Origin of the sequence: Streptomyces sp. JJ36, assembly GCF_021696945.1 — a bacterium.
GTDB lineage: Bacteria > Actinomycetota > Actinomycetes > Streptomycetales > Streptomycetaceae > Streptomyces.
Map to the genome: position 1 here is coordinate 1 of NZ_JACYHE010000112.1, position 11736 is coordinate 11736.

At 76.7% G+C, this 11736-nt stretch carries 13 protein-coding genes and 1 pseudogene; 7 read left to right on the plus strand and 7 right to left on the minus strand.

Annotated elements, in window-relative coordinates; translation table 11 throughout:
* The 3 genes from HOY81_RS25720 to HOY81_RS25730 form a co-directional block, all read right to left on the minus strand.
* On the minus strand, window positions 1–552 hold a 552-nt coding region (locus tag HOY81_RS25720), incomplete at its 3' end, for a reverse transcriptase-like protein (protein WP_237323103.1).
* On the minus strand, window positions 552–1295 hold the full coding sequence (locus HOY81_RS25725; protein WP_237323114.1) for a zinc ribbon domain-containing protein: 744 nt from the start codon (window positions 1293–1295) through the stop codon (window positions 552–554). The genes HOY81_RS25725 and HOY81_RS25720, both read right to left, overlap by 1 nt.
* Window positions 1292–2194: a Nif3-like dinuclear metal center hexameric protein gene (locus tag HOY81_RS25730; RefSeq protein ID WP_237323104.1), complete on the minus strand. Its 903-nt coding sequence runs from the start codon at window positions 2192–2194 to the stop codon at window positions 1292–1294. Before HOY81_RS25730 ends, HOY81_RS25725 begins: the two co-directional genes overlap by 4 nt.
* 284 nt (window positions 2195–2478) lie before the next feature.
* Here HOY81_RS25730 and HOY81_RS25735 point away from each other — a divergent pair, with 284 nt between their 5' ends.
* Window positions 2479–3645, plus strand: a complete 1167-nt coding sequence (locus tag HOY81_RS25735; RefSeq protein ID WP_237323105.1) for a hypothetical protein — start codon at window positions 2479–2481, stop codon at window positions 3643–3645.
* Between the two features lie 275 nt (window positions 3646–3920).
* Window positions 3921–4100, plus strand: a complete 180-nt coding sequence (locus HOY81_RS25740) for a hypothetical protein (protein ID WP_237323106.1) — start codon at window positions 3921–3923, stop codon at window positions 4098–4100.
* Between the two features lie 198 nt (window positions 4101–4298).
* Here HOY81_RS25740 and HOY81_RS25745 read toward each other — a convergent pair whose 3' ends face one another.
* Together HOY81_RS25745 and HOY81_RS25750 are read right to left on the minus strand one after the other, a co-directional pair.
* The gene (locus tag HOY81_RS25745; protein WP_237323115.1) at window positions 4299–5777 is read right to left on the minus strand and encodes an MFS transporter; all 1479 of its coding nucleotides are present in this window, start codon (window positions 5775–5777) and stop codon (window positions 4299–4301) included.
* A 309-nt stretch (window positions 5778–6086) separates the two neighbouring features.
* Complete coding sequence (locus HOY81_RS25750) at window positions 6087–6323, minus strand: hypothetical protein (protein ID WP_237323107.1); 237 nt, start codon at window positions 6321–6323, stop codon at window positions 6087–6089.
* Between the two features lie 98 nt (window positions 6324–6421).
* Here HOY81_RS25750 and HOY81_RS25755 point away from each other — a divergent pair, with 98 nt between their 5' ends.
* From HOY81_RS25755 to HOY81_RS25770, 4 genes are all read left to right on the plus strand, one after another.
* Entirely contained in the window at window positions 6422–7108 is a 687-nt protein-coding gene (locus tag HOY81_RS25755; protein WP_237323108.1) for a class I SAM-dependent methyltransferase, read from the plus strand.
* A gap of 25 nt (window positions 7109–7133) precedes the next feature.
* On the plus strand, window positions 7134–8072 hold the full coding sequence (locus HOY81_RS25760; protein ID WP_237323109.1) for an N-acetylmuramoyl-L-alanine amidase: 939 nt from the start codon (window positions 7134–7136) through the stop codon (window positions 8070–8072).
* Between the two features lie 111 nt (window positions 8073–8183).
* Window positions 8184–9086 carry a hypothetical protein gene (locus tag HOY81_RS25765; RefSeq protein WP_237323110.1) on the plus strand — a complete coding sequence of 301 codons (903 nt, stop codon included), beginning with the start codon at window positions 8184–8186 and terminating at the stop codon, window positions 9084–9086.
* A 198-nt stretch (window positions 9087–9284) separates the two neighbouring features.
* Window positions 9285–9581, plus strand: a complete 297-nt coding sequence (locus tag HOY81_RS25770; RefSeq protein ID WP_237323111.1) for a hypothetical protein — start codon at window positions 9285–9287, stop codon at window positions 9579–9581.
* A 58-nt stretch (window positions 9582–9639) separates the two neighbouring features.
* On the opposite strand, the gene HOY81_RS25775 is transcribed toward HOY81_RS25770, so the two are convergent.
* On the minus strand, window positions 9640–10716 hold the full coding sequence (locus tag HOY81_RS25775; RefSeq protein ID WP_237323112.1) for a prenyltransferase: 1077 nt from the start codon (window positions 10714–10716) through the stop codon (window positions 9640–9642).
* Window positions 10713–11453 carry a class I SAM-dependent methyltransferase gene (locus tag HOY81_RS25780; RefSeq protein WP_237323113.1) on the minus strand — a complete coding sequence of 247 codons (741 nt, stop codon included), beginning with the start codon at window positions 11451–11453 and terminating at the stop codon, window positions 10713–10715. Before HOY81_RS25780 ends, HOY81_RS25775 begins: the two co-directional genes overlap by 4 nt.
* Window positions 11454–11552: 99 nt before the next feature.
* Here HOY81_RS25780 and HOY81_RS25785 point away from each other — a divergent pair.
* Window positions 11553–11736 (plus strand): annotated as a pseudogene (locus HOY81_RS25785) (hypothetical protein); the annotation flags it as partial.

Genomic DNA, 11736 nt, shown 5'->3' on the forward strand with positions numbered 1-11736 from the left:
GGCCGGCGTGCCGGCCCGCGAGGCCTCGCGGGCCCCGCCGGCCGCGCCCGCCTCCGTGGCACCCGCCCCGGAGGCCGCCGTGCCGGGACCGGCCGTGTCGAGATCGGCCGTGGACGCGCCGGGCGACCAGCGCTCCCCGCGGCGGCCGGCGTCCATGGCCTCGTTCGCCAGCCGGTCGGCGTGCTTGTTCCGGTCGCGGCGCACCCACTCGTAGGTGACCGCGCCGGGCGGGAAGACGTCCCGGGCCTCGGCGGCGAGTTCCCGCATGCCGGGATGCTTGATCTTCCAGCGGCCGGACATCTGCTCGACGACCAGCTTGGAGTCCATCCGGACCCGCACCGTCGCGGCCGGGTCCAGCTCGTACGCCGCCCGCAGCCCGGCGACCAGCCCCCGGTACTCGGCGACGTTGTTGGTGGCCCGGCCGATGAAGTCGGCGGTCTCCACCAGCGTCTCGCCGGTCGCGGCGTCCCGGACGACCGCGCCGTAGCCGGCCGGTCCGGGGTTGCCGCGGGAGCCGCCGTCGGCCTCGACCAGGAAGGTACGGCCCGCCATCAGAGACCGGACTCGGGAGTGCGGACGAGGATGCGGCGGCAGTTCTCGCAGCGCACCACGGCGTCCTCGGGGGCCGCCCGCACCTCGTTGAGCTCGGTGATGTTGAGCTCCAGGCGGCAGCCCTCGCAGCGCTGCCGGTACAGCCGGGCCGCACCCACGCCGCCCTGCTGCTCGCGGATCTTCTCGTACAGCTTCAGCAGCTCGGCCGGGAGGGCGCCCGCCGCCGACTCGCGCTCCTTGCGGATCCCCGCCGCCTCCTCGTCCAGGGCGGCCACCGCCGCGTCGCGACGGGAGACCGCGTCGTCGGCCTTGGCCTGCACCGCCTCCACCCGCTGGGTCAGCTCGGCGGCGCGCTCCTGCGCCGCCTCCCGGCGCTCCATGACCTCCAGGACGACGTCCTCCAGGTCGCTCTGCCGCCGCGCCAGCGAGGCCACCTCGCTCTGCAGGCTCTCCAGGTCCTTGGGGTTGGTCACCGCGCCGGAGTCCAGCCGCTGCTGGTCGCGGGCGGCGCGCTGCCGCACCTGGTCGACGTCCTGCTCGGCCTTGGTCTGCTCGCGAGCGGTGTCGCTCTCCTCGGTCTGCGCGGCCACCAGCAGGTCACGGAGCTGGGCGAGGTCGGCCTCCTGGGTCTGGATCTCCTCGTGCTCGGGCAGGGTCCGGCGCCGGTGCGCGAGCTGGGCGAGCCGGGTGTCGAGGTCCTGGAGGTCCAGGAGGCGGATCTGGTCGGCGGGCGCGGCGTTCAGTTGGGGGCTCCAGAGGTCGTCGGTGCGGCGGTCCCGGCCGCGGCGGAGGGCGCGGGGGCCCTCCCGGGCGCCGGGGCGGAGGCCGCATGGGCGGTCCAGGGGTCGGTGACCGTACGGGAGACGTGCGTGCGCAGGCCCCAGCCGTTCCGGTCGGAGATCGCGTCGAGCTCGGCGGCCGCCTGCTCGCACCAGGGCCACTCGGTGGCGAAGTGCGCGGCGTCGACCAGCACCAGCGGGGAGTGCTCGCGGGCCTCGGAGACGGGGTGGTGGCGCAGGTCCGCGGTGAGATAGGCGTCGGCGCCGGTCTCCCGCACCCGGTCGAAGAGGCTGTCGCCGCTGCCGCCGCAGACGGCCACCGTACGGACCGGCCGGCCGGCGTCGCCCGCGACGCGCACGCCCTGGGCGGTGGCGGGCAGCCGTGCGGCGACCAGCTCCGCGAAGGCGGTGGGCTCCATCGGCTCGTCGAGCTCGCACACCCGTCCCAGTCCGCGCCGCCCGTCCGGATCGTCCGGATCGGGCACCAGCGGACCCAGGACGCGCAGCCCGAGGGCGCCGGCGAGGGCGTCGGAGACGCCGGGGTCGGCGCGGTCGGCGTTGGTGTGCGCGACGTGCAGCGCGACGCCGTTGCGGATCAGGGTGTGCACCACCCGGCCCTTGAAGGTGTCGGCGGCGACGGTGGTGGTGCCGCGCAGATAGAGCGGGTGGTGGGTCACGAGCAGTCCGGCGCCGAGCGCGACGGCCTCGTCGGCGATCTCCTGGACCGGGTCGACGGCGAAGAGGACCCGGTCCACCTCGGTGTCCGGGTCGCCGCAGACCGGTCCGACGGCGTCCCACTGCTCGGCGCGCTCGCGGGGCCACAGGCCGTCGAGCGCGGCGATGACGTCGGAGAGTACGGGCACGGGTGAAAGGCTACCTTCCACCCGTGCCGGTACGTCGAGCCGTCACGGCGGCACCCGCGGGCGCGGGCGGAGCCGCGCCCCGGAGAGCCCCGGCGACGCCGCACCACGGGCCGCCGGGGCCCGCACGGGGTGCCCCCGCGCGGCGTGGCACCTCCCGGCAGCACATGCACCCGGCCGGTTTCAGGCGATCCGGCACACCGCCACCCTTATGTGTGAAGGCACTCAACTCCCGTTGTTCGCCCGGAAGTACGACCCCTAGCTTCGTCGCCGGAGGTGATCGACCCATGACAGCCTGTGCCGTCGAGACCGCCCCCGGCGGCGGGGGGACCGCCGGGCGCACCGGTTTCGTGATCGCAGCCGACGGCTCCTACGGCGCCCGGCTCGCCGCGGGCCCGGGCGGCGACCGCCACGTCGAGCGCTGGACGCTGGACGGCCCGGAGCCGTACGCCGTACCGCTGCCCGTGCAGCGCCCGGAGGGCCCGGAGTGCGCGGTGCTGCCGCTCGCCGACGGACGGGTGCTGGTGGCCCGCCGCGTGGAGCGCCGGCACCAGCTCGCCCTGCTGTACCCCACGGGCCCGGAGACCGGCGAACTCACCCTGGGAGCCGTCGACTCCGAGCGGCTGACGCTGCTGCCGCCGGCCCCCGGCGGGCGGCTGGCGTACGCCCTCACGCACGGCGCCCACTCCACCCTGGTCTGGCTGGTGGCCGGCGGGGCCTTCGGCCCGCAGCAGGTCGCCGAGGTGCCCGGGCGCTGCTCGGGCGGGGCCTGGCTGGACCGGGAGGGCCGGCTGCTCGCCCTGGACCGCACGGAGTCGGCGGGCGCCGGCCGGACCCGCACCAAGACGGTCGCCGTCGACCTCGCGCGCGGCGGGGAGGTGTCCCCGCTGCTCCAGATCACCGAGGAAAGCGACGACCGGCTGGTGCTCGCCGATCCGGAAAGCGGGCTGCTGCTGGTCCGCTCGGACGCGCCGGGCGAGGAGCGGCTCGGCTGGGGCGTGCTGGGCAGCGAGCGGCCGGTGCGGTTCCCGGAGGCGCTCCGGCCCGAGAGCGCCCGGCTCACCCCGTTCGCGGTGCAGCCCGGGCAGGTGCTGGTGCCGGAGCAGTGCGGGGTCGGGCTGCGGGTGGACGGGCCCAACGGCACCTGGGTCGCGCTCTGGCGGCCCGTGCAGCGGACGTTGCGGCACCTTCCCGCTCCGCACGGCTGGCTGACCGGCTCCGGCCTGTGGACGGCGGACGGCACGCTGCGGCTGCCCTACCGGACCGAGCAGACCCCGTGCGGCCTGGCGAGCCTGCCGCTCGGCGCTCCGGAGGAGGACGCCGCCACGGCGGTCTCCCCGCCCGCGCGCCCGCCGGTCCGGCCCGGGCGCTCAGCGGTGGCGCGCTTCGCCCAGGGGGTCCGGGCGGCCGCCCGGCCGGTTCCGCTCCAGCAGGCTCCGCCGGCCCACGGCTGAGCGGGCGCCTCCTCCCGGGGCCGCGGGGCAGGTCCGTGCGCCGGGGCCGGCCAGGGCCCGCGGCGCCGGGCGCACCCTCCTGTCCCCGGGCTGAGCGGGCGTCTCCCCCTGCCGGCCGGGGCCGGCGGCCCCGGCGCCGCGGCCCGCCCGTCCGGGATGCGGGACGGCCGTCCCCCGGGCTGACCGGCAGCCGACGCCTCGTTAGAATCGTGCGCCCGAGCGCCGCGGGACGCGCATGCCCACGTACGAGCCAGCAGCACGGAGCCGTTTCTTCCATGTCCGACGCCCTGTCCGCACACTCCGAGGACACGCCGGAACACCGCTACCCCTCCCCCGACACGGTCCCCGCGGGACGCGGCAAGCACCGCGGCCCGGCGGCCCAGGCCGAGGAGACCCGGCAGGGCGGGCGGGGCCGCCACCGGGCGGCTCCCGCGGAGGACCGCGCCCGGAGCTGAGGCGGACGGGCGGCGCCCCGGCCGCCCGGGGCTGAGGCGGACGGCACCACGCCGGACCCCGCGCCCCGCAACCGCTGCCGGTGCACACCGGCGCGCGGCGGACCCGCCGACCGGTCCGGCGCGGCGGGCCGCGCAGCGCCCGCCCGCCGGCGCCCGGCCCCGGACTCCTCACCGGCACGGACTGCCGCACCCGCCGCGTCAGCCGGTACGCCGCTCCGCCGCCGTCCGGTCCGCACGGGCCGGGCGGGCAGAGCCGTCGTCGGAGCCCTCCTGCGGCCCCCGGCCCTCCGGGCGCGGGAGCGTCAGGAGCATCAGCACGGCACTGCCCAGCAGCATCCAGGCCCCGGTGCGGAAGGCCAGCGCGTATCCCGCGGCCTGCCCGGCGGCCCCGGAGCCCTCGATGCCGCCGGCGGCCACGGTGGAGAGGATCGCCAGGCCGAGCGCTCCGCCCATGGTGCGGGAGGTGTTGATCAGCCCGGAGACGAGGCCCGCCCGGCCCGGCTCCGCACCGGAGGTGGCGACCGACGCCAGCGGTGTGGCCGAGAGCCCGGCACCCAGCGCCATCAGCACGCCCGGCCCGAGCACCGTGTCCAGGTAGCCGCCGCCCGCGTGCATGCCGGTCTGCCAGAAGTAGCCGCCGGCCGCGACCAGGGTGCCCGTGACGGCCAGCGTGCGCGCCCCGGTCCATTGCATGACCCGCGGAGCCAGCTTGGAGCCCAGCACGATGCTCAGCGACTGCGGGATGAAGCCGAGACCCGCCTGGACGGGCGTGAAGCCGAGCACGTTCTGCATGTAGAGCGACATGAAGTACCACATGCAGAACATCGCCGCGCCGTTGACGAACATGGCGACGTTCGCCGCGGACACCGAGCGCAGCCGGAACAGCCCGAGGGGGACCAGCGGCTCCCGGGTACGCGCCTCCAGGGCCACGAACCCGGCCAGCACCAGCAGCCCCCCGGCCAGCGGCACCAGGGCGGAGGCCGCGGTCCAGCCGGCCGACTCGGTCTGCACGATGCCGTACGCCACGGCGCTGAGGCCGCCGGTGACCAGCACGGCCCCGGGCACGTCCAGCCGGCGCCGTACGCCGTCCCGGCTCTCGGCGAGCCACAGTGCGGCGGCCACCAGCACCAGCGCGCCCACCGGCACGTTGATCAGCAGCACCCAGCGCCAGGAGAGAGCGCCGGTCAGCACGCCGCCCACCAGTCCGCCGGCCGCGCCGCCGCCGGCGCCCACCGCGGTCCAGGTGCCGATGGCCCGGGTGCGGGCCGGGCCCTCCGGGAAGGCGGTGGTGAGGATGGTCAGCGTGGAGGGCGCCAGCACCGCGGCGCCCACGCCCTGCGCCGCCCGGGCGGCGACCAGTTGCCAGCCCTCCTGGGCCAGGCCGCCCGCCAGGCTGGCGGCCGCGAAGACCCCGAGCCCGGTCAGGAACATCAGCTTCCGCCCGAAGAGGTCGCCGGCCCGGCCGCCGAGCAGCATGAACCCGGCGAAGGTCAGGGTGTAGGCGTTCAGCACCCACTGCAGGCCGACCGCGCTGAGCCCGAGGTCCGTCCGCATCGACGGCAGCGCCACATTGACGACGGAGACGTCGAGCACCACCAGGAACTGGCCCGCACACGCGGCGAGCACCACGGCCCACAGGTGCGGGGGACGCCCCGCGCGACGGGAGGCGCGGGACATGCCGGCGGCGGAACGAGCGACGGAAGGGGGCTGGACCATGCGTGCCATGGTCCCACCGCAGGCGACGGGACACATGGGAGGATCCGCCGACCCGCGATGCCCCGCGGGTCCTAGGACCCGCGCCGGAGCCGGCGCCGTGGGCGGGGTCTGTCCGGCCGGGGGCGCCCGGCAGCAGGCGCGCCGACGTCGGCCACGGACCTGCGGGGTGCGGACGATTCGAGCACCGCGGGGCCGCCGGGCGCCAGGCCCGCGCGCGGAACGTCAGACTTCCGTCACCGCGCACGGCGGCCGTGCCTCCTCCGGTGAACGCTACCGGGGGCCGCGCGCGCAGAGGACGCCGTACGAACCGTCCGGCACCGGGCTCGGCGTGGGGCAGTCCCACCCCTCCTCGCCGGCGGGCGGCACCGTCCGGGAGCCCGCGGGGGCCTCCTCCCACCGCCCGGGCTCCGGCTCCGCGGAGTCCCGCAGCCAGAGCGTCCCTGCGGCCCCCGCCACCACGAGCACCAGCCACACCACGGCCGCACTCCGCTTCCCGCGTCCGGTCATCGCTCCCCCTCCCGGGGAGCATTGTGCCCGCCCGGCGCCGGCCGTCCGGGGCGCCCCCCGTGGCGGGGGCGGCGGGCGGGTGGGGCAGCATGGCGGGCATGACCCGCACCCCCTCCGGCGCCGCCGGGACCGCGACACCCCCGCCGCCCGGGCCCGCCCCGGAGGTCCGGGCAGCCTTCGAGGCGGCCCGGGGCTTCATGCCCGTGGACGAGGGACTGGCCCTCCACGCGGCCGCCGTGGAGGCGGCGCGGCTGGGGCTGCCGCTGCTGGAGATCGGCAGCTACTGCGGGCGCTCCACGCTGCTGCTCGCCGACGCGGCGCGGGCGGCGGGGGTGACCGCGCTCACCGTCGACCACCACCGGGGTAGCGAGGAGCAGCAGCCCGGCTGGGAGTACCACGACCCCGAGCTGGTCGACCCGGCGACCGGCCGGACGGACACCCTGCCGTGGTTCCGCCGCACCCTGTACGCCGCCGGGCTGGAGCACCACGTCGTCGCGCTGGTCGGCCGGTCGCCGCAGATCGCCGCCGTGTGGGGCACGCCGCTCGGGCTGGTGTTCGTCGACGGCGGGCACACCGACGAGCACGCTCAGGGCGACTACGAGGGCTGGGCGCCCCACCTGGCGGAGGGCGGCCTGCTGGTGGTGCACGACGTGTTCGAGGACCCGGCGGAGGGTGGGCAGGCGCCGTACCGGATGCTGCGCCGGGCGCTGGACTCCGGGGCCTTCACCGAGGTGTCGGCGACCCGCTCGCTGCGGGTGCTGCGCCGCACCGGTCCGCTCGCCTGAACGGCCGGCCGCTACGCTCCCCGACGTGCCGTACGCCCGCCCGCCCCGCCCGCTCCGCACCCTGCTGCTCGTCGCCGTGGTGCTGCTGCCGCTGTGCGGCGCCGGCTGGCTGGCCTGGCGGACGGCGGGCCCGGGTGGCGACCGGGGCCCCGGGCCCGCGCCGGACGCCTCCCCCACCCGGGACCGGGACCGGCAGGGAGGTGCGGAGCGCGTCCCGTCACCGGACGGCGGCGCGTCGCCGGAGGCGGAGCGGCCGCTGCGCGGGCGGACGATCGTGCTCGACCCGGGCCACAACCCGTCCAACCACCGGCACCCGGAGGAGATCGCCCGCCGGGTCGACGTCGGCACCCACCGGAAGGCGTGCGACACCACCGGTACGGAGAGCGAAGCCGGCTACCCCGAGGCCCGGTTCACCCTCGATCTCGCCCGCCGGGTCCGGGACCTCCTGGAGCGCCGCGGTGCGCGGGTACGGCTGACGCAGGACGGCGACCGCCCGTGGGGGCCGTGCATCGACGAGCGGGCCGCCCTCGGCAACCGGGCCGGCGCCGACGCCGCGGTCTCGCTGCACGCGGACGGCTCGGCACCCGGCGACCGCGGCTTCCACGTGATCCTGCCCGCCTCCGTGCGGGAGGGCCGCGCCGACACCACCGCCGTCGTGGGACCCTCGCGCCGCCTGGGCGAGGCGCTGGCCGCCCGCTTCGGGCGCGCCACCGGCACCCGCCCAGCGGACTACACCGGCGGCGGCGACGGCCTGGTGACCCGGGACGACCTCGGCGGGCTCAACCTCACCAGGGTGCCGAAGGTCTTCCTCGAGTGCGGCAACATGCGCGATCCGCGGGACGCCGCACTCCTCGGCGACGCGCAGTGGCGCGGGCGGGCGGCGCGGGGAGTGGCCGACGGGATCGCCGACTTCCTCCTCACCGAACGCTCACAGAAGAACCGCACACCGGGAAACCGCCCATAACGAAACCAAGGAGACGGTCGGTCCGATGAGCACACGGAGCCGCCCGTACGATGGGTGCTCACCCCCGGCAGTCAGACCACACAGACCACTGAATCGACTAAGGACCCCACGTTGAACTTCCGTTCGCTCACGCGAGGCGACGCCGCGGTGGCCGCCGGAGCGCTGCTGCTCCTGATCGCTTCGTTTCTGACGTTCTTCAAGATCAAGGGCGGCTGCTCAGGCGACACGTGCGAGGTCAGCGCGTGGTCGACGGCGACCTTCCCGATGCTGCCGACGGTGCACCTGCTCGCCCTCGCCGCCGCCGTGCTCTTCGTGCTCGGGCATGCGCTGGGCGACCACGTCCGGCCGCTGGGTCTCACCCTGCCGCAGATCGCCACGGTGCTGTCCGTGGTCGTCGGCTGGGCGGCCCTCTGGTCGCTGGCGGCCAACATCGTGCCCGTCCCGGACGAGGGGCCGGACCCGAACGACAACATCGACCTGAGCGCGGGTGCCTTCCTGACCGTGATCGGCGGACTGGTCGTCGCCGTGTTCGGGGTGCTCAACTCCGTGGTGCCCGCCATCAAGGCCCCGCTGATGGGCGCCGGCCGCCCGCAGCAGCAGCCGTACGGCGCGCAGCCGCCGCAGCAGGGCGGTTACGGCTACCCCGGCCAGCCGCAGCAGCCCTACGGTGGCCAGCCGGGCGGCCCGCAGCCGCCGCAGCAGGGCGGTTACGGCTACCCGGGCCAGCCGCAGCCCGGTCAGCCGCAGCCGGGCCAGCCGCAGCCCGGCCCGCAGCAGGGCCAGCCGCAGGGCGGGCCGGCGGCCGCTCCGGCCGCCGACTTCCAGCCCTTCTGGTTCGCGGTGCCGGTGGCCCGGCCGCTCTTCCCGGAGGACGGCTCGCCGAACCCCGTCGCGGAACTGGCCCCCGGTACCTGGTACCTGGCCGTGGAGCAGCGCGGTCAGGCGCTGGTCGCGCAGACCCAGGACGGCCGCCGGGGCGTCCTCCAGGACACCTCGGGCATCCAGCGCGGCTGACCGGTCGGACCGGTCGTCCGCACGGCCGTACGCGATCCCCGGCACGGCCCCTCGCCTCTCGCGGGCGGGGGGCCGTCGTCGTGCCCGGTGTGACCCGCCGCGGACGGCACGGGTCCGGCACCGGCTGACGGGCCGTCAGCCCGGCACCCCGGTGGGGCTGTCGGGTTTGGACGCCGCAGAACCGGTTATGCGATCGTTATGTCTGTCGATGCGAGACGGAGCGGAGCAGGCCGGGCAGCGCTCGCCGTACAGCTCGCCGCGGATCTGATGGCGGGGATCATCGGGCTGTGGGTGCTGCTCTACCTGCTCGACGCCAACCCGTCGAACGATCTGGTCACGGTCCTGCACGACGCCGCCCGCTGGCTGGCGGGGTGGTCCCACGACCTGTTCTCGATCTCCACGGACTGGGTGCGCGTCGTCGTCAACTACGGCATCGCCGCCGTGGTCTACCTGGCGATCGGCCACACGCTGGCCGTCCGGCTGCGGCGCGTGTGACGGTCCCCCGACGTCGCACGACGCCCCGCGTCCAGGGCGACCGTCCCCGCGGAAGGCCTCAGCAGGCGCCGCAGCAGTCCGGGTCCAGCCCGGCGGGCAGCCCCTCGCCGGAGAAGACCGCCGTGGTCGCCGCGTCGCCGCCGAGCGCGGCCACCGCGAGCAGCACGGAGCCGGCGGTCCAGGTGGTGCGTTCCTCGGGCCAGACGGCCGCGTCCGCGAAGACGTAACCCGTCCAGTACATGCCGTCCTCCGCCCGCAAATGCCCGATCCAGCGCAGCACGTCCACGGCCCGGTCCCGTTCACCCGCCGCCCAGAGCGCCAGCGCCAGCTCGGCGCTCTCGCCCCCGGTGACCCAGGGGTTGGGCAGCACACAGCGCACCCCGAGGCCGGGCACCACGAAGGCGTCCCAGCCGTCCTCGAGGCGTTCCTTCGCCGCGGGGCCGCGCAGCACCCCGCCGAGCACCGGGTAGTACCAGTCCATCGAGTACCGGGACTTGTCGAGAAAGCGCTCGGGGTGGTGCCGCACCGCGTGCGCGAGCCACCCCAGCGCCAGCTCCCAGTCCGGCTGCGGCTCCGCGCGGTGCTCGGCGAGGGCCAGGGCGCAGCGCAGCGCCTGGTGGATGGAGGAGCAGCCGGTGAGCAGGGCGTCGGGGACGGGGGTGCCGTCGTCCTCCCGCTTCCACCCGATCTGGCCCCCCGGCTGCTGGAGCCCGAGGACAAAGCCCGTCGCCCGCCGCACCACCGGCCAGAGCTCCTCCAGGAACGCCTCGTCGCCGGTGGCGAGGTAGTGGTGCCAGACGCCGACGGCGACATAGGCGCAGAAGTTGCTCTCCCGCGCCCGGTCGGTGGGCCGGGCGGCGTCCCCGTCGGCGTAGGCGGCGTACCACGAGCCGTCCGGGAGCTGGTGCCGGGCGAGCCAGCGGTAGGCGGCCTCCGCGCGGGCGTGTTCGCCGGCCGCGTCCAGCGCCATCGCCGCCTCGGTGTGGTCCCACGGGTCGAGGTGGTGTCCGCGGAACCAGGGGATCGCGCCGTCCGCCCGCTGCACGGCGGTGATGCCGCGCACGGTCTCGGCGGCCTGCGCGGCGGTGAGCACGCCGGGGAGCGCCAGCCGGTCGGTGCGCCCCGGACTCGTCACGGCCGCTCCCCGGTGACGGAGGGCAGATGCGGCTTGGTGGCGTACGCGACGAAGCTCTTGCCGATCACCGGGTCGAGCGCGCGCTCGGCGAGCCGGGTGGCCAGCGGGCGCTTGACGATGTCCCAGACCAGCAGCTTGTGGTACGCGCGGACCGGCAGCGCCCGGTCGTTGTCCACGCCGAAGGCGCACTTGAGCCACCAGTAGGGCGCGTGCAGGGCGTGCGCGTGGTGGGTGCCGTACGGGCGGAGCCCGGCCTCCCGCAGCCGCTCCAGGAGTTCGGTGGCGCGGTATATGCGGATGTGGCCGCCCTCCACCTCGTGGTAGGCGTCGCTCAGCGCCCAGCAGACCTTCTCCGGTCCGTAGCGGGGCACGGTCACCGCGATCCGGCCGCCGGGCCGCAGCACCCGGACCATCTCGGCGAGCAGGCCCTTGTCGTCGTGGATGTGCTCCATCACCTCGGAGACGATCACGACGTCGAAGCTGTCGTCGGGGAACGGCAGCGCGAGCGCGTCGCCCTCCACGGCCGTCGCGGTGGCGCCGGCCGGCGCCTCACCGGCCTCCTCCATCGCCGCGAACCACTGCGCGACCTCGCGGATCTCCTCGGCGTTGCGGTCGAGGGCGACCACCCGGGCTCCACGCCGGTAGCACTCGAAGGCGTGCCGCCCGGCGCCGCACCCGAGATCGAGGACGCGATCGCCCGGGGCGAGCGGGAAACGGGAGAAGTCGACGGTCAGCACGTGGTGGGCCTTCTCTGTCGGGGGGCGGGGGCTCGGTCGGGGCGTACGGCGGGGCGCCGGGGCCGTGGTCAGCGCTCCCGGGCCTCCACGGGGGCCGGCGTGGGCGCGGTGGCGGGCGGACGGGCACGCGCGGACGCGGCGGGGGCGGCGGGGCCCGGGGAGGCCACCGCCCCTGCGGGCGCCACACCCGCGGCCACGGAGGGCGTGGCGGTGGACGGCGAAGGGGGCGCGGCGTACGCCCCGGGACGGGTGGGCCTGCTCACCGGCGACAACAGCGTGAACG